The 18,275-nt window shown below is 38.4% G+C and carries 17 protein-coding genes and 1 other RNA gene; 14 read left to right on the forward strand and 4 right to left on the reverse strand.

Features of this window, described 5'->3' with window-relative positions:
- Positions 1 to 7 precede the first annotated feature (7 nt).
- Together IGL07_RS05325 and IGL07_RS05330 are read right to left on the reverse strand one after the other, a co-directional pair.
- Positions 8 to 1,378, reverse strand: a complete 1,371-nt coding sequence (locus IGL07_RS05325) for a dNTPase (protein ID WP_002357999.1) — start codon at positions 1,376 to 1,378, stop codon at positions 8 to 10.
- Positions 1,375 to 2,190 carry a lipoate--protein ligase family protein gene (locus IGL07_RS05330; protein ID WP_025189509.1) on the reverse strand — a complete coding sequence of 272 codons (816 nt, stop codon included), beginning with the start codon at positions 2,188 to 2,190 and terminating at the stop codon, positions 1,375 to 1,377. Before IGL07_RS05330 ends, IGL07_RS05325 begins: the two co-directional genes overlap by 4 nt.
- A gap of 331 nt (positions 2,191 to 2,521) precedes the next feature.
- On the opposite strand from IGL07_RS05330, the gene IGL07_RS05335 reads away from it, so the two are divergent.
- The 3 genes from IGL07_RS05335 to IGL07_RS05345 all read left to right on the forward strand — a co-directional run bounded on the left by IGL07_RS05335 (position 2,522) and on the right by IGL07_RS05345 (position 5,571).
- A complete protein-coding gene (locus IGL07_RS05335; protein WP_002382132.1) occupies positions 2,522 to 2,959 on the forward strand; it encodes a DUF1934 domain-containing protein in 438 nt (145 codons plus the stop codon).
- A 76-nt stretch (positions 2,960 to 3,035) separates the two neighbouring features.
- Positions 3,036 to 3,653, forward strand: coding sequence for a DNA-directed RNA polymerase subunit delta (gene rpoE / locus IGL07_RS05340; protein ID WP_002357996.1), 618 nt, complete (start codon positions 3,036 to 3,038; stop codon positions 3,651 to 3,653).
- 307 nt (positions 3,654 to 3,960) lie between these two features.
- Positions 3,961 to 5,571 (forward strand): CTP synthase, encoded by a 1,611-nt coding sequence (locus IGL07_RS05345; protein ID WP_002357995.1) that lies wholly within the window; start codon positions 3,961 to 3,963, stop codon positions 5,569 to 5,571.
- A gap of 84 nt (positions 5,572 to 5,655) precedes the next feature.
- Here IGL07_RS05345 and IGL07_RS05350 read toward each other — a convergent pair whose 3' ends face one another.
- Positions 5,656 to 7,992 carry a PBP1A family penicillin-binding protein gene (locus tag IGL07_RS05350; RefSeq protein ID WP_010817180.1) on the reverse strand — a complete coding sequence of 779 codons (2,337 nt, stop codon included), beginning with the start codon at positions 7,990 to 7,992 and terminating at the stop codon, positions 5,656 to 5,658.
- A gap of 41 nt (positions 7,993 to 8,033) precedes the next feature.
- Positions 8,034 to 8,651 (reverse strand): Holliday junction resolvase RecU, encoded by a 618-nt coding sequence (gene recU, locus IGL07_RS05355; protein WP_010817181.1) that lies wholly within the window; start codon positions 8,649 to 8,651, stop codon positions 8,034 to 8,036.
- A 62-nt stretch (positions 8,652 to 8,713) separates the two neighbouring features.
- Here recU and IGL07_RS05360 point away from each other — a divergent pair, with 62 nt between their 5' ends.
- The 11 genes from IGL07_RS05360 to IGL07_RS05410 all read left to right on the forward strand — a co-directional run bounded on the left by IGL07_RS05360 (position 8,714) and on the right by IGL07_RS05410 (position 18,257).
- Positions 8,714 to 9,256 carry a DUF1273 domain-containing protein gene (locus tag IGL07_RS05360; protein ID WP_002360568.1) on the forward strand — a complete coding sequence of 181 codons (543 nt, stop codon included), beginning with the start codon at positions 8,714 to 8,716 and terminating at the stop codon, positions 9,254 to 9,256.
- Between the two features lie 93 nt (positions 9,257 to 9,349).
- Positions 9,350 to 9,751: a cell division regulator GpsB gene (gene gpsB, locus IGL07_RS05365; RefSeq protein ID WP_195526162.1), complete on the forward strand. Its 402-nt coding sequence runs from the start codon at positions 9,350 to 9,352 to the stop codon at positions 9,749 to 9,751.
- Positions 9,752 to 9,858: 107 nt separating this feature from the next.
- Positions 9,859 to 10,227: RNase P RNA component class B (rnpB, locus tag IGL07_RS05370), an RNA gene on the forward strand.
- 237 nt (positions 10,228 to 10,464) lie between these two features.
- Positions 10,465 to 11,628, forward strand: a complete 1,164-nt coding sequence (locus tag IGL07_RS05375) for a THUMP domain-containing class I SAM-dependent RNA methyltransferase (RefSeq protein ID WP_002357989.1) — start codon at positions 10,465 to 10,467, stop codon at positions 11,626 to 11,628.
- An 18-nt stretch (positions 11,629 to 11,646) separates the two neighbouring features.
- Entirely contained in the window at positions 11,647 to 13,143 is a 1,497-nt protein-coding gene (locus tag IGL07_RS05380) for a carboxypeptidase M32 (RefSeq protein ID WP_075575347.1), read from the forward strand.
- Between the two features lie 32 nt (positions 13,144 to 13,175).
- A complete protein-coding gene (locus IGL07_RS05385) occupies positions 13,176 to 13,892 on the forward strand; it encodes a DnaD domain protein (protein ID WP_002361632.1) in 717 nt (238 codons plus the stop codon).
- Between the two features lie 14 nt (positions 13,893 to 13,906).
- A complete protein-coding gene (gene nth, locus IGL07_RS05390; RefSeq protein ID WP_195526161.1) occupies positions 13,907 to 14,554 on the forward strand; it encodes an endonuclease III in 648 nt (215 codons plus the stop codon).
- Positions 14,555 to 14,725: 171 nt separating this feature from the next.
- Entirely contained in the window at positions 14,726 to 15,490 is a 765-nt protein-coding gene (locus IGL07_RS05395; protein WP_002357984.1) for a GntR family transcriptional regulator, LSA1692 subfamily, read from the forward strand.
- Positions 15,487 to 16,785, forward strand: coding sequence for a Sapep family Mn(2+)-dependent dipeptidase (locus tag IGL07_RS05400; protein ID WP_010817183.1), 1,299 nt, complete (start codon positions 15,487 to 15,489; stop codon positions 16,783 to 16,785). Before IGL07_RS05395 ends, IGL07_RS05400 begins: the two co-directional genes overlap by 4 nt.
- Before the next feature lie 169 nt (positions 16,786 to 16,954).
- Positions 16,955 to 17,908 (forward strand): N(4)-(beta-N-acetylglucosaminyl)-L-asparaginase, encoded by a 954-nt coding sequence (locus IGL07_RS05405; protein ID WP_002377824.1) that lies wholly within the window; start codon positions 16,955 to 16,957, stop codon positions 17,906 to 17,908.
- Between the two features lie 19 nt (positions 17,909 to 17,927).
- The gene (locus IGL07_RS05410) at positions 17,928 to 18,257 is read left to right on the forward strand and encodes a PTS sugar transporter subunit IIB (RefSeq protein WP_002377823.1); all 330 of its coding nucleotides are present in this window, start codon (positions 17,928 to 17,930) and stop codon (positions 18,255 to 18,257) included.
- The last annotated feature ends 18 nt before the right edge of the window (positions 18,258 to 18,275 follow it).

Raw genomic sequence — 18,275 nt, forward strand, 5'->3', positions numbered from 1 at the left:
AGAAAACCTATTTTTTTAAAACTAACGCACCATTATGAATGTAACTTGAAAACTCACGATACGTCTCATCAAATAAATCGTAATGTTTTTTATTTCCTTGGTCAAGCATTTCTTTAGGGAAATAGAAACGTTCATCTCCTTGACTCTGACCAGCAAGTGCTGCAACTAGGGGACTGACCGTTGCCAATTCCACTAATGAGCCATCTTTTTGCATTAATTCAATTTGTGTACGATGACGGTCTTTATTTGGACGATAAAAATCGTAAGGTAAATCATAGCTTGAATTAATGGCAGTATAATATTTAGGGTTGAAACCAACTTTTTCAATCAATTCCCTTAAATAAGCAATCGTTGCTGCGCTCTCTTTTTCGTTCGTAAAGGTGGCTGACTTCAGAGGCTTACGCATAAGGAAACGTTTGGCTAAATCACCTAGAATTGAATCAGGCACATCCATCCATTGTGTAAAGTACGTAGAGAGGACGCCATCATCCAATTTTAAATATTCTTGTAAGGTGAAGTCCCCTTTAAAGAATGGTACAAGCAGAGAGGCTTGTAAATCATAGTCAAATTCAGGGTTTTCAAATAATTCTTTCGCCCGATGCAATAAATGATCAAGAATCACTTCCATCCCACGAGAAACAGGGTGGAAATAGACTTGGACATACATTTGGTAACGACTAACGATATAGTCTTCCACCGCATGCATCCCATTCATAGCAAAGGCAATGCCTCCTTTGTATGGTCGAATCACACGTAAGATTCTAGTTAAATCGAAGGTTCCGTATTCCGTCCCTGTAAAGTAAGCATCACGTAACAGATAGTCCATGCGATCGGCATCAATTTGACTAGAAATCATTTGCACCACTTGAGGATTTGGGTATTGTTTAGTAATAACGCTGGCGACTTTTTCAGGAAAATCTGCCGAAACACGATTTAAAATTTGATAGACTTCCGTTTCTGGTGAGGTGATGATTTGGACCGTGATTGCTTCATGGTTTGTATCAAAAATATGCTCGAATGTATGTGAATAAGGACCATGACCGACATCATGTAATAAAGCTGCGCAAAGTGTAATCAGGCGCTCGTCGTCATTCCAGCCGTTTTCACCTAATCGTTCCACAGAGTAGTTACGTTGGAAAATCTCACAAATCCGACGTGTAATTTCGTAAACACCCAAAGAATGGGAAAAACGACTATGTTCGGCACCGTGAAACGTAAAAGAAGAAGTGCCTAGTTGCTTAATGCGACGTAATCGTTGCACTTCAGCAGAATTAATAAGGTCTAAAATCACTTGATGTTGGACATGAATATAATTATGGACGGGATCACGAAAAACTTTTTCGATTGGTAATCGTTGCTCTTTATACGGAATCGTCATACGATCTCTCCTTTAATTAAGGCGTTTCGTTGCGCCATTTTTTCCAGCTGGACAGTTAAATTTGTTTGGAACCATTCTGAGGTTATAATTGGTTCGGTTAAGTTTGGATCAATAGATTTTTCAAATTGTTGAGGTAATGCTTCGATTAAACGGGTTTTTACGGCGTCTATTGTTAATGGAGTCTCAATCAGGGTTTCTAAATTTGCCATCACTGCTGGATCAACGGGTGGATAACCATTTTCACCAAATTGTTCTTGTAAGCCAGCAAGGTAAAAGTCTCGAACCACTTCTCCACGAGCAAGTTGATTGCCGTTAACGCTGATGTAAATCATGACAGAAATACCGTCTTTGACGCGTCGTTGGGCAATCCCTGCAAACTTTTGACCGCCAATACTTAAATCATAAGTACCGGGACAATAGGATGTAGTAATTTCAAAGGCGTCAATCTCTTTCTCTGGAAAACTCTGACGGAGCCAAGCCCACATTAATTCATAAGCCGCATCGATACTTAATTTGTGTTCAGAATTATTTGGTAAAATAAGTGAAACATTTAAAATACCCGAATCGGCAATCACCCCTAAACCGCCGGCATTGCGAACGACTACAGAATAATCGTTTTCTTGCAGAGAAGCGATGCCTTCTTTTAGATGTGGTACACGGGTATCTTTCATGCCAAGAATCATTGCTTGATCCAATTGCCAGAAATGAATGATTGGTTGGTGCTGCATTCCTGAAAAAGTGGTTAAAACATCGGTCAAGGCAAAAGGTAAAAAATAGTCACTGTTTGTTAAACAACCTGAATCAAGGAACATAAAGGATTCAGTGTGAAGGGGAAAAGTTGTGCTCATAAAAAACGTCCTGTCTATTTATAATTACGTCATTTAATACGTTTATTTTCTTACTCTCTCTTATATTATATACAAAAAACGCAAAAAAGCATGTTATATAAACGAATTCTGAAGGAATTCTCTAAAATAGTAAACGGTTTTCTTATTAAATAGATGAAACAAATGCTTGCAACCCGTGAAAAGAGCTTATACAATAAGAAAAGGTACATAAGCAAGGAAAAATTGACTTTAGTTGACAAATACATTGAAAAAGTCAACAATAAGAAAGTTATATTTTGGAAAAGGAGTGACCATTATGGATTTATCAACAGGCGTTCCTGTATCGATTCAACTAAAAACGATTGTCCAACAAGGCAACGAACAAAAAGATTTTTTCTTTGACTTAGAAGGTCAATTAGTAAAAATGGGTGATACATTATACATTCGTTACAAAGAAGAATTATTAGAGGATACAGAGCCGACCCCCGTAACCATTAAAATTGAACCAGACGGGCATGTTCAGCTGATTCGTGCCGGCGAATTACGGATGCGTTTAAGATTTGGCTATCAGGAAAAATTAGATACAAGTTATCGAACTCCTTATGGCTTGCTACAGATTAGTACGTTTACACATAATTTGCGTGTTAGTTTAAAAGACCAACCAATGTCTGGTAAGATTTTAGTTGATTATGATTTATACTCTCAAACAGAGCGAATCGGAGAATATCATTTAGAATTAGAATTTACTGCATAAATATTGCAGAATAGAATTGATTTTTTTTCAATGTTTTTGTATGATAAGGAGTAGACTGTGAAAGGACGTGTACCTCTTGGAAATTAATGTATTTGAAGGGTTAAACAAAAAAGAATTATCCATGATTGAAGTAGCACACGCTATTTTAGAACAACATGCAGATGTAATGGATTTTTCTGATTTAGTTAACCAAATCCAAAATTATCTTGGCAAGTCTGATAGTGAAATTCGTGACCAATTAGCACAATTTTATACAGATTTAAACATCGACGGTAGCTTTATCTCATTGGGAGACAATCGTTGGGGCTTACGTTCATGGTATCCAATCGATTCAATCGATGAAGAAGTTACACATGGCTTGGAAGAAGACGAAGAAGATGCACCACGTCGTAGAAAACGTAAAAAAGTAAATGCCTTCATCACTAATCCAAACGATGAAGATGTAATTGACTATAACGATGACGATCCAGAAGATGCTGAATTAACAAATGATGATGAAGAAGACATCTTGTACGATGATGAAGAAGATGAAGATGAAGAAATCAAAGCATACAACTCTGACTTACAAGAGATTGGTGCAGATTCAGACGATGATGAAGAAGACATTCCGCAAATCGAAGAAGATTTAACAATCATTGATGACGATGATGTTGAAGATGAAGACGATTTTGATGACGAATATTCTGAAGAGTAAGAAACAAAAAAGCTTGATTCCTAAGAAGGAGTCAAGCTTTTTAGTTGAATGCTTAAGAAAAATGAGAAAATAGAAAAAATTATTTTCTTGAATAGAAGTACTTGACCTGATGTCCGTTTGCTTGTATTATACTACTTGGGCACCTTTAAGAAGGTCAGAAGTTTGAACGAACTTACAAGCTCCCTATTCGTAATGGATAGGGAGCTTTTCTATTTTTGTTTCTTTTTTATTTGGAGAAACGTAAGAGTCTCAAAGTTGTTTTACTTCTCTCTACAAAATATTATCAAAGAAAGGGTTTTTAACTATTATGACAAAATACATCTTTGTTACAGGTGGCGTGGTTTCTTCTATCGGAAAAGGGATTGTCGCAGCATCTTTAGGACGATTATTAAAAAATCGTGGATTAAAAGTAACGATTCAAAAATTCGATCCATATATTAATGTGGATCCGGGGACAATGAGTCCTTACCAACATGGAGAGGTTTTTGTCACAGATGATGGTGCCGAAACAGATTTGGACTTAGGTCACTATGAACGTTTTATTGATATTAACTTAAATAAATACTCAAACGTAACCACTGGAAAAATTTATTCAGAAGTCTTACGTAAAGAACGTAAAGGGGAATACTTAGGTGCAACAGTGCAAGTCATTCCACACATTACCAATGAAATCAAAGAAAAAATCATGCGTGCAGCGAAAATGACAGATGCCGATGTGATTATCACAGAAGTAGGTGGTACTGTCGGCGACATCGAATCATTACCTTTCCTAGAAGCATTGCGTCAAATGAAAGCTGATATGGGTAGTGACAACGTAATGTACATCCATACAACCTTGATTCCTTACTTAAAAGCGGCTGGCGAAATGAAAACTAAACCAACACAACATAGTGTCAAAGAATTAAGAAGTTTAGGAATTCAACCAAATATTTTAGTGGTCCGTACGGAATTACCTGTTTCTCAAAACACTAAAAACAAATTAGCACAATTCTGTGATGTTAATCCAGAAGCGGTAATTGAATCTCGTGATGTTGAAACATTGTACTCCATTCCATTAGCACTTCAAGCACAAAACATGGATCAAATTGTTTGTGATCATTTAAAATTGGACGCACCGGCTGCAGACATGACTGAGTGGCGTGCATTAGAAGAAAAAGTTCTTAACTTGAAAAAGAAAACAAAAATTGCGCTGGTTGGTAAATATGTTGAATTACCAGATGCTTATATTTCTGTTGTAGAAGCATTAAAACATGCTGGATTTGATTTTGATTCAGATATCGAAATTGATTGGGTTGATTCACAAGAATTAACTGCTGAAAATGTCGCTGAAAGAATTGGTTCAGCAGATGGTATTTTGGTTCCTGGTGGTTTTGGTGATCGTGGAATTGAAGGAAAAATTGAAGCGATTCGTTTTGCTCGCGAAAATGACGTACCATTCCTTGGCATTTGCTTAGGTATGCAAATGGCCTGTGTAGAATTTGGTCGTAACGTTGTGGGCTTAGAAGATGCTGGTTCTGCAGAAACTAATCCTGACGTGACAAATAACATTATTGATTTAATGGCAGATCAAGAAAACATCGAGAATTTAGGTGGCACACTACGTTTAGGTTTATATCCATGTAAATTGAAAAAAGGAACGAAAACTGCGGCAGCATACGGAAATGAAGATGTTGTCCAAGAACGTCACCGTCATCGTTATGAATTTAACAACAAATATCGTCAATTATTTGAAGAAAATGGCTTAGTTTTCTCTGGAGTTTCACCAGATAATCGTTTAGTTGAGATTGTTGAAATTCCTGAAAAACAATTCTTTGTGGCTTGTCAATTCCACCCAGAATTAATTTCTCGTCCAAATCGCCCACAACGCTTAATCAAAGGATTTGTTGGTGCAGCTTTGGCAAATAAAGAAAGTAAATAAGCAAAAATGGACGAAGTGATTCAGTTCACTTCGTCCATTTTTACTCTAAAAAAGGTACGGGGCTCATCATGAGCCCCGTACTTTTTATGCAGCTTTATTTTCATCTGGTTTAGAACTACTCTCAGGTGGTTGCGGTGGTTCTTGTGAACTAGAACTTGAAGGTTCAGGTGGTTGTTCCGATGTTGCCGGTTGCTCTGCTGAGGAAGAGCTTGCCGGTTGTTCGGTTGATGGTGGCGCTTCAGAGGAAGAAGGCGCACTTTCTGAACTAGAACTTGATGAACTTTCCGCTTCTTTTGTGGAAGAGGATTCCACCGTACTGCTAGATTCCGGCTGTGGTGCTGAAGAGGTAGTACTTGGTAAAACTTGTACATTTGGTACCTCATAGGCATCTTTCACGTATAATTCATTACCTACCCGCACAACACTGTCTGGCTGCACCCAGTCATCGTTTGAAACATTTTGAGACAAGTAACTCATTATTTCACGATAAACATCCGAGGCAATCCCATAGTATTCTTGATAGATTGGTGTATTTCGATCATTGTATCCAGTCCAAACAGAAACGGCATAGTGTGTTGTATAACCAACAAAGGTACTATCAGGGGCAATTCCTTTTTCTGTTGTGCCCATTCGCGCTAAATCTTCATCAGTATAGTTAGAAGTCCCTGTTTTGGCCGCTTGGATTAAGCCTGGAATGGCGCCGTTAAATCCTGTTCCGCCGTTTAAAACATCTTTTAACATATCCGTCATCATATAGGCGGTAGAGTCTTTCATCGCACGTTTACCATCAGGTTGATAATCAACGCTAGTTCCATCATTGAAAACGACTTTGTTTACGTAATACGGTTTGTTGTAAATCCCGTTATTGGCGAAAGCCGCATAAGCTGCTGCTAATTTCAATGAGGAAATCCCGTATTTATCGCCATCTACATCGCTTGTGTTACTTGAAATGGCATTCGAGGCTTCTAAGTTTTTATAGTCAATTCCTAGCCCTTTAATGAAAGGCATGATGTTTTCTTTACCAACTTCATCAAACGTCTGGACCGCGGTTGTGTTACGAGAACCCATAATCGCACGGCGCATAGTAATGACGCCTTGATATGTTAAATCAGAGTTGAAGACATCAATGTCAGTACCAGGATATTTCGTTGGTTTATCCACCATGAGGCGACCCGTCGAATAATTTAAATTCTCAATTGCGGGACCATAATCCATGATTGGTTTCACGGTTGAACCAACATCACGTTGGGTGTTAACAGCTAAATTGTTTCCTAATTGTACATCATCAGGAATGTGACGACCACCAATCTGTGCTCGGACCTGTCCAGAGGCAACATCGATAACGGTTGAAGCCACTTGCATTTTATCATCTGGAAACGCAACGTATTGATCACTGTTGACAATATCGTAAAGTTGTTTTTGGGCATTCATATCTAAGTTTGTGTAGATATCTAGTCCGTCTGTGTAAACATTTTTACCAGTTTTTGCTTTCACTTCATTGATTACTTCTTTGACGTAATTATCTACGACTTTTCGATTGTCATCACTGGCTTTTAATGGAACTAAGCCTTCATTAATCGGGGTAGCTTTAGCTTTTTCGTACTCTGCTTTCGAGATTTTTTTATTGTCGTACATTGTGTAGAGTACGACATCCCGACGTTCTTTAGCAGTATCTGGTTTTGTATAGGGATCATATGAGTTTGGCGCTTGTGGCATTCCTGCCAGTAGGGCCGTTTGTGGTAAATCAAGTTCAGATAAATGTTTACCATAATAATTTTCAGCCGCTGTTTCCATTCCATAGAAACCATTCGCCATGTAGACTTTGTTAATGTAGTAAGTTAAAATTTCTTCTTTTGATTTTTCACGTTCTAAACGAACAGCCATCCATGCTTCTTGTGCTTTCCGTTTCAAGGTTTGGTCAGATTCTTTTGTAGAGAAGTAGGACAATTTAATTAATTGTTGGGTTAAGGTACTTCCGCCTTGTAATCCACCATTTTTGACATTTGAAAGGGCAGAACCGATAATCCGAATCGGATCCACACCAATGTGTTTATAGAAACGACGGTCCTCGACAGAAACAATGGCATCTTTTAATAATTGAGGCACATCATTTGGTTGAATTAATTCACGCTTTTCTGCGCCTAAATCCTCAAAAATTTCATTATTAATATCGTAAAGCTTCGATGAAACTGTCGCATTCAGTTTGTCATCTTCTAATTTTGGGGCTTGTCGTGCATAGAACCAAAAAAGACCAACGCCTGCTAAAAAAGCGACCATCCCAGCGATAAGTAAGCCAAGAAAGATTTTTAAAACAAGCCGTTTTTTCTTTTTCGGCGGTTGTGTCTTTTTCTTGTAACTCGACTTCGATGAGGTGTTGGATGCATGTCTAGCAGCTCGCGAGCCTGAATTTGCGGTTGGCATAAATAGCAACTCCTTTGTTATACTTTCAAAACTTTATGAATCTAGTGTGTCTGAATATATTGTTCCACTGCGTCGAGATAAGGGATTCGCGGTGCGATTCCAAAAGGTAATTCAATTCCTTCTTTCTCGATGAGTGCAAGCGGCATAGATTTTTTTCCAGTAACTGCTTGGTTTTTCCAATGCGTTATTAGATTTTCACCACTAAAAAAGAAGCAGCGTTTTAAGCTTGAAAACCATAATAGCACAAAACAAATCCCTTGTTGTGCTATACATTGTTCCATATGATCAATTTGATGTTGATGAAAATTTTTAAAGGGAAAGGACGTGGTATTTTTCGTTTCTTTCGCTTCAAAATCTATGTAACGGCCTTGATATACACCGTTATAATCAGTCGTTGAAGCTTGTCTAAAGTAGGCCTCCTTAATAACAGCCGCACTTCGTTTGGGATAATCTACTTTAACAATTTGAACAGGAGTGGGTTTCTTATGAACGACTGCTTGCTTATTCAATAGATAATATTGATTGCTTTGATTGATCGCTTCTTCGAAATCCATCCCGCGATTACCAAATTCAACGGGGCGTTTCTTTTTTACTTGTTTTTTTGGTGATTGTGCTTCATGATGATTATAAGGTATTCCGTTAGGATAATGGAACGTCACGTTTATCACACTCCTAGCCTGTATTATACCAAAAAAAAGACCTGAAAGAAAAGGGATGACTTATGGAAATGATAAAAACCCTCTATGTCACCGGTTATCGCAGCTTTGAATTGGGGATATTTCAAGGAAAAGACCCGAAAATCACAGTTATTAAAAATGTCTTAAAAAAAGAGTTAGCCAGTTATATTGAAGCAGGAGTAGAATGGATTTTGATTTCTGGCAATTTAGGTGTTGAACTTTGGACAGCTGAAGTAGTTGGGGAATTAAAAACGGAATATCCAGAAGTTCAGCTAGGTTTGCTTTATCCATTTAAAGACTTTGGCAATAATTGGAATGAACAAAATCGAGAACTGTTAACGAAAGCGGAAAGTTTGGCTGATTATATCAACTCAGTAAGTCACCAACCTTATCAATCGCCAGCACAATTAAAAATGCATACAAAATTTCTTTTGGAACATTCTGGGGGCAGCTTACTTATTTATGACAAAGAGTACCCTGGCAAAACGGAGTATTTTTTAAAGGACGCACAACATTTTTCGGAACGAGAACCCTATGATATTCGCTTAATTACAATGGATGATTTACAAAACTCGGTGATTGATTAGAGAATCTGTTTGATTTTCTAGCTATTTTTCGTTACAATAGTATTTGTGGAACTATGAAATTTTCTATCGTAAATAAACAAATGAGGTGTAAACATGGCAAATTTAGTATATAGTCCTAAAGACATTTTACAAAAAGAATTTAAAACGAAAATGATGAACGGGTATGACCCAATTGAAGTAGACGAATTTTTAGACAATGTTATTAAAGACTACGAAGCTTATAATAAAGAATTATTAAGCTTGCAAGAAGAAAACAGCCGCTTAATGGCAAAATTAGACCAATTATCAAAAGCCCAACCAACGCCTCGTGTTGCTCAAGAAGTACCAAAAAGTGCAGCAGTGACCAACTTTGATATTTTAAAACGTTTATCAAACTTAGAGCGTGAAGTTTTTGGTAAAAAGTTAGATGAAACACCTGTAACGCCTTCTGCACAGTCAATGCCTGCAGAACCAGCGAACCATGATGTTGATAATGCACAAACACGTCAATTTTAACAAGACAATTTAAGTCAAGTTTTCACGGAGAACAAAAAGCATTTGTTAGAATAGCGGACACTTGTTGTAGTGTGTAAATTTTTGCTGTTCGTTTAAACAGATTTGTAATTTTCGGGTGATCGCGGTTTGCTTTTGCAAGCTGAGGAAAGTCCATGCTCGCACAAGCTGAGATGCTTGTAGTGTTCGTGCTTAGCGAAATCATAAGCTAAGGTACTCTTTTAGAGTAACGGCAGGAAAAATGACTAAGGTTTCGACTATGTCAAAGTATCCTTGAAAGTGCCACAGTGACGAAGCGATGTGGGAAACTCCATCGGTGGAACGCGGTAAACCCCTCGAGCGAGCAACCCAAACAATGGTAGGGGCGCTCTTCTAAAGGAAATGAACGAGTAGAAGAGGCAGAGTTTACTCTGCAGATAGATGATGACCGTCACCAATTTTTCCTGAAGAATTGGTGATACAGAACATGGCTTATAGAAAATTACAAGTAATTCAGGAAGACCTTCCAACGTAGTTGTGAAGGCTTTTTTTACGAAAAGAATAAAAAAATGTTAAAATAAAGAAACTGAGATAAAAGTAGTAAGCTGTCTGTTCTAAAGAGGGCGGGACAGGGCCGTTTAGTTCAGAGAAAGCGGACAATTACAAAAAACAAGCGGAGCAGTAGTCGGCAGGACTGTTAGCTCCAGACAATAAAAAAGAGTCAAGAAGGAGTTTTTATGACGAAAGAAAAAACATTCAAACTTGTTGCAACGGCTGCTAGTGGCTTAGAAGCATTAGTTGGAAAAGAATTGCGTGATTTAGGGATTCCCTGTGAAGTAGAAAATGGCCGGGCCGTCTTTGAAGGCACTGTTGAAACAATTGCCACTGCCAATTTATGGCTACGAACAGCAGATCGGATTAAAATCGTCGTTGGCGAATTTAACGCCTATAGTTTTGATGAATTATTTGAAAAAGTTAAAGCACTTCCTTGGGAAGATTATTTGCCTTTAGATGCAGAATTTCCAGTTGCAGGTAAATCAATTAAGTCAAAATTGTATAGTGTTCCTGATTGCCAAGCCATCACCAAAAAAGCCATTGTTAACCGTTTAAGAGAAGTTTACCATCGTCCAGCGACGGTGCCTTTAACCGAAACAGGAGCTTTGTTTAAATTAGAAGTGGCTCTTCTAAAAGATAAAGTGACGTTGACGTTGGACACGACTGGACCAAGTTTATTTAAACGAGGCTATCGCATTGAAAAGGGGGGCGCACCTCTTAAGGAAAACATGGCAGCTGCTTTAGTGATGTTGACCAATTGGCGTAAAGATCGTCCTTTTTATGATCCAGTTTGTGGTTCTGGAACAATTTGTATTGAAGCAGCATTAATTGGCCATAACATTGCCCCTGGCTTTAATCGTAGTTTTACTTGTGAAACATGGGATTGGGTTGATCCAGCAATTTTTGAAAAAGTACGTAACGAAGCCGAGGCAAAGGCAGACTACGATGTTGAATTAGATATCTGTGGTTCAGATGTTGATGGGCGAATGATTGAAGTCGCACGAGCGAATGCTGAGGAAGTTGGTTTAGGTGATTCAATTACCTTTAAACAATTGGCCTTAAAAGATTTTACAACCGAGAAGGAATATGGTGTAATGGTAGCTAACCCGCCTTATGGTGAGCGTTTAGGAGAAGAGGAAAGTGTTCGCCGTTTGTATAAAGAAATGGGCCATGTTTTCCGTCCGTTAACTACTTGGAGCAAGTATATACTGACGAGTGATCTTGCTTTTGAAGAATATTATGGTGCCAAAGCTACTAAAAAACGGAAGCTTTACAACGGAGCCTTACGAACAGATTTATTCCAATACTGGGGAACACGTCCACCAAGAAAACCACGGGAAGACTAAGAAAGCTGGTGTAAAAAAATGAAGGAAGCTGTATTTTTACAAGAAGTGAAAGAAATTCAATTACTAAAAAATGCCTTGACATTATTAGACTGGGATTCATCAACTGGGATGCCAGAAAAAAGTAGTCCTTTTCGAGGAGAAGTAGAAGGGTATTTAACCGGATTATATTTTGAACGAAGTATTGGCCCAGTTATTCAAGAAGCATTGGCCTATTTTGAGACACGCCCTGAAGAATTATCTGAATTAGGGAAACTGGTTTTTGAAAAAGTAAAAGAAGAATATGCTTTGAATAAAAATGTTCCAGCTGAACGTATGCAAGAATATGTTAAAGTATTAAACCAAGCACATACAGATTGGCTAAAAGCACGCGCTGCACAAGATTTCGGCTTGTTAGAAGAAACCTTAACGAAGGTCGTTGCGTTCCAAAAAGAGTTCATTCCTTATTGGCAAAAAGAAGAAAAAACACCGTACGATGTGTTATTAAATCAATTTGAACCAGGGATGACGGTTGAGAAACTAGACCAAGTATTCGACCAAGTAAAACAAGGGATTCAAGAGATTCGGACCGTTTTAGAGGAAAAAGGTACGCCGCCTAGAACTGACTTTTTATCTAGAAAAATGACCAAAGAACAACAACGCCGTTTTGTGATTGGTGTGGTTGAACAATTAGGCTATGATTTTTCAAAAGGCCGATTAGATGATACAGTTCATCCATTTATGACAGCTCTAAATCGAAATGATGCGCGGATTACTACGCGCTGGGAAGAAAATAATTTCTCAATGGCAACATTTGGTGTGATTCATGAAGCGGGTCATGGGATGTACGAACAAAATTTTGATCCTAAATTTGACTTTACGCCGCTAAGCGAAGGTGCCTCTATGGGGATTCACGAATCACAATCGCTCTTTAATGAAATTATCATTGGTAGCAACCGGGCTTTTTGGCAAAAACAATACCCGTTTTTCCAAGAATGCGCAGAAGGCACTTTTGATGATATTGCTTTTGAAGATTTCTATGCTTCTTTAAAAGAAACGAAAGCAAGTTTGATACGGATTGATTCCGATAGTCTCACCTATCCTTTGCATATCATTATTCGTTATGAAATTGAGAAAATGTTGTTTAATGGTTCTTTGGAAGTCGCTGATTTGCCAAAAGTGTGGAACGAAAAATACCAAGAGTACTTAGGCATATCACCTGAAAATGACTTAGAAGGTGTCCTTCAAGATGTTCATTGGTCTGGAGGTAGCTTTGGTTATTTCCCATCTTATGCCTTGGGTTATATGTATGCCGCGCAACTATTTCACGCAATGAAACAAGAATTATCTGTTGATGAAATTTTAGCTTCGGAGGATTATTCTGATATCCGTAAATGGTTAACACAACATATTCATCAGTACGGCGCTTCACGTAAACCAAATCAATTAATTTATGATGCAACGGGAGAAGAATTGAATCCTAGTTATTTAATTGATTATATGAAAGCTATTTATTTTGATGTTTATCAAGTGCAATAAGTGAAACAAGCAAGGGGAAGTGGACAACAACAATGTTATCAATTCGTGAATATTTAGAAGCTGGTGAAACAACAATCTCAAACTTACTATTTGATCATTACCAAAAAATTGGTTTGAAAGATGATGAATTTCTCTTTTTACTGCAACTTTTTCGTTCGCAAAATGCAGGCGATTTATTTCCAGACTTAATGGCGATTGCAGAGACGATGGGTAAAACGCCAGATACGATTTATAAGTTATTAAATCAATTGGTTTCTCGCGGTTTTATTCGAATTGAAACACAACAAAACCAAAAAGGTCAAATGATGGATACGTATGATTTACTGCCTGTTTTTCAAAAGATTCAATTATTTTTACAAACGAGCAAAGAAAAACAAGTTGTCGCAAATCACGAAGATGAAATTAAACAGCTTTATCAAGGCTTTGAAAAAGAATTCGGACGTCCACTTTCACCCATTGAATTAGAAATGATTGGTCAGTGGTTGAACACGGACCATTATTCCCCTGAATTAATCCGTTTAGCGTTGCGAGAAGCCGTTTTAAATCAGGCCTATAGTTTGAAATATATTGATCGTATTTTACTTGCGTGGGAGCGTAAAAATATTACCACCAAAGAACAAGTGGCTGCTGATCAGAAAAAACGAAAAGATTCTATGATTCAAAATGAGATTGAACAACAAGGTCAGACACAAGAAGCGCTACCAAAGGTTACATTACACAATTGGTTAAATCCAGAAGACAGTGAATAAAAAGGAGGTGGGCCATGCTATCAAAAGAGAAAACGATGCAAGCTATTGAAATTATGTATGAGATGTTTCCAAATGCAGAATGTGAATTAAAACATAAGAATCCTTTTGAATTATTAATTGCTGTGATTTTAAGTGCGCAAGCAACCGATGTATCGGTAAATAAAGCGACTCCTGGTTTATTCGCAGCTTTTCCAACACCAGAAGCTTTAGCAGCTGCGCCGGTGGAGGAGATTATTGCTAAAATAAAAACCATTGGCTTATATCGCAATAAAGCAAAAAATATTAAAGCGTGTGCACAACAACTTTTAGAACGTTTCAATGGAGAAGTTCCGCAAACCAGAGATGAACTGGTCAGTTTACCTGGCGTGGGGAGAAAAACAGCCAATGTAGTAATGGGAGATGCTTTCGGCGAACCGGCTTTTGCAGTAGATACACATGTGGAACGAGTGTCCAAGCGCCTTAGAATTTGTAAGCTAAATGCGAATGTTACTGAAGTTGAGCAGACCTTAATGCGTAAAGTTCCAAAAGAACTCTGGGTGAAAACGCACCATACCATGATTTTCTTTGGGCGTTATCACTGCCTAGCAAGAGCGCCTAAATGTGAAGCCTGTCCGCTACTCTATATGTGTCAAGAAGGCAAAGAACGGATGAAAGGGAAATAACATATTTTTCCTAAAAAAGCGAGCCACAAGTCCAACCGACTTGTGGCTCGCTTTCTTTTTTGATTTTTAAGAAACGCAACAAATGATTGCGGTTTCTTAAAAATTGATTTAGTATAGACAGTGTGGTATATACTAGAAAATTTATTTTTTTGAAGAAAGATAGGCGATGAAATGACAGAAAATGCACCCAAATTTAAGCAAATTTCTGCAGAAATTGAAAAGAAGATTCGAGACGGTCTGTATGTAAGTGCACAAAAATTACCTTCAGAATATGATTTAGCTAAAGAATATAACTGCAGTCGCTTGACCATTCGTAAAGCGATTGATGATTTGATCCGCAAAAATATTTTGGTAAAACGACATGGTAAAGGTAGTTATGTGATGTCGCAAGCGAAAATTCAAAGTGGTCGCGCTGGCTTACAAGGTTTTACTGAGGCAGCCAAAGCTTACGGGAAAAAAAGCCAGACAGAAGTCATTTCCTTTGAAGAAGTAGTACATCCCGCTGAGAAAATTCGGGAGGCGCTCCAAGTGGGCAAAAATGAGGCAATTTATGAACTGATTCGCCGCCGAATGTTAGACGGCGAACCAATGACAGTTGAAAAAATTTATTTGCCACAGGCATACGTACAAGGCCATACGAAGCAAGACTTCGAGGGCTCTCTTTTCTGCTTAATCGAGAAGAACGTCGAGATTGCTTATTCGCATCAAGAAATTGAAGCAATTTTAGTTGAAGCGGAAATTTCAGAATTATTGAATGTTCCTGTGGGCCAGCCACTTTTACAAGTCCACTCTATCACCTATGCGCTTGATGCAACCCCCATTTTATATGATGTCTCTTTATATCGAGCAGATCGGTACACGTTTAAAAACACACTGACCCGCTATAGCCCGTCTGAAAACAACCAAGTGGAGCTAGGAGGTTCTTGGAACGAATGAAGATAAAAGAAGAAATAGACGCTCAAAAAGATTTATTTTATGAAGACTTAAACAAAATTATCGCGATTCGAAGTGTGAAAGGGTCGCCTAAAAAAGAGGCACCTTTTGGTGAAGGACCGAAAAGAGCCTTGGAAGAAACGCTGAAACTGGCAGAGCGTTATGGCTTTCAAACTGGGATTGTCAATGACGCAGTTGGCTATGCGCAATGGGGAACAGCGGAAGAATATCTGGGAATTATTGGTCATTTAGATGTAGTACCAGAAGGTTCTGGTTGGTCAGTGCCGCCCTTTCAATTAACGAAAAAAAATCAACGTTTGTATGGTAGAGGAATTCTAGATAATAAAGGTCCTATCTTGGCTTGCCTGTATGGAATGAAATTACTGAAAGAACTTGGTTACCAACCAAAGAAAACCATTCGCTTAATGTTTGGCACGGATGAAGAAAGTGGGAGTGGAGATATCCCCTTATATTTAGAGAAGGAAAACGCACCCGTTTTTGGATTTACTCCAGATTGTAAATATCCAGTAGTTTATGGGGAGCGAGGGATTGTTAATTATGAGATCACAACGACCATCCCAGATGATTCAAGTGAACAAATTGGTCAGATTATAGGTGATCAAGCAAAAGACCACGTACCTGATCAATTAAGTGTGGTGATTGCGGGAAAAACAACAGCAATCACGGGAAAACGTGCTCCTTCCAATGCGCCAGAACTAGGCAAGAACGCGATTACTTTATTGGCACAGAAAATTAGCGAGGAACAGTTAGTCAAAGGAAATTTATTACAGTATTTCGACTGGTTAACCGCTAGTTTTCACGAAAAGCACTATGGCGAAGGAGTAGCTCTGGACTTTAAGGATCAGGATAGTGGGCAATTGATTTTAACGCCCTATGCGTTGGAAAAAAGAGGACAGCAATTGGTGTTATCATTGGCCGTGCGTTATCCTGTTTCTATTACAGAAAACGAAGTAACCACGCAGCTAACGAAGGCACTATTTCCAGAAAGTGAAGTGACCGTCATCCGCCGCCTCCCTAGTACGCTGTTTCCAAAAGATGAGCGCAATGTTCAAAAATTAACCAAGGTTTATGAACAAATTACTGGCTTAGATGGGACGCCAGTCACAACTACAGGTGCTACGTATGCTCGCTTTATGCCGAATATCGTTGCTTTTGGTCCATCATTTCCTGGTCAAAAAGGCATTGCGCATAACCAAGATGAATATATGGATGAAAAAGATTTACTGCTTAATCTGGAAATCTATATGCAAGCGATGATTGCATTAACAGAAGCATAAAACCAATAGAAGATACACGTATGAGAAGAAGCCAATGTGTTTCGTAGAGGTCGCATACGTGTATCTTCTATTTTTCTGTATAAAATTTCATTTTCAGTATATACAAAACAGTATATACTAGTTTATAATGGTGGAGAAATGTAAGCGTTAACGAAAGGGCGGATGGAAAATGACTTGGGGTGCAATTGCGACATGGCGGATGGCACATGATGGGTTACTAAAAGCTACAGAAGAATTACAACAAGGAGGTGCTGCAGGCACGGCCGTGGAACAATTAATTAAAGAAGTAGAAGACTATCCTTTTTATAAGTCAGTGGGCTACGGCGGTTTACCTAATGAGGAAGGGATTTTAGAAATGGATGCTGCCTATATGGATGGAGACACATTTGCAATTGGTGCTGTGGCGGGAATTACAGATGTTAAAAATCCGATTTCAGTGGCTAAAGCATTAAGTAAAGAGAAGTTTAATAGTTTTCGTGTTGGCGCAGGTGCAACGAAATATTCAATGTTGCACGGTTTTGAAAGAAAGAATATGTTGACAGAACGCGCTAATCAATGGTGGCAAAAGCGTTTAAAAGAAATTCAGGAAAATCAGTTGAACCCCTATGATGGGCATGATACTGTCGGCGCTATTACGTTAGACCAAACAGGATCAATGGCAGCTGGCACTTCCAGTTCGGGACTCTTCATGAAAAAAGCAGGACGTGTTGGCGATTCACCACTGTCAGGTTCTGGTTTTTATGTTGATAGCGAAATTGGTGGTGCTGCGGCTACAGGATTAGGTGAAGATTTAATGAAAGGCTGTCTTTCTTATGAAATCGTCCGTTTAATGGGGGAAGGGTGCTCCCCACAACAAGCATGTGATCAAGCGGTCTATGCTTTTCACGAAAAATTGACCCAACGTTATGGGAAAGCAGGAGCTTTTTCATTAGTGGCCATGGACAAACAGGGAGACTGGGGCGTAGCTACGAATGTGGAATTTACTTTTACGGTTGGTACTGATATGCAGCAACCAGAAATCTATATTGCAAATCCAGGCAAGAATCATACCACAGAGATTCAGCCGATTTCACAAGAATGGTTAGCAGCCTATGAAAAAAGAATCAAAGCACCAATTGAATAAATGAGGAGAGTGAAGGAACATGAGTAAAAAACAAATTTATCTTTTTTGTGATGCAGGAATGTCTACAAGTATTATGGTGAATAAAATGATGGAAGTGGTGGAAAAACATCAAATGCCTTTAATGATTACTGCTTTTCCTATTGCAAGAGCACAGGAAGTGGTTGAAGCAGAGAAGCCTGTTGCTATTTTATTAGGACCACAAGTCCGTTTTTTATTAGAAAAAACAAAAGAACAATTTGCTCCTCAAGGGATTCCTGTCGCTGCAATTACGCCAGAAATTTATGGCATGATGGATGGCGAAAAAGCAATGAAAGAAGCGCTGCGGTTAATTAAGCAAAATAAAAAATAATAGATAGGAGTGACGACC

Origin of the sequence: Enterococcus sp. DIV1368f (genome assembly GCF_051712245.1) — a bacterium.
GTDB classification, from domain to species: Bacteria; Bacillota; Bacilli; order Lactobacillales; family Enterococcaceae; genus Enterococcus; species Enterococcus faecalis.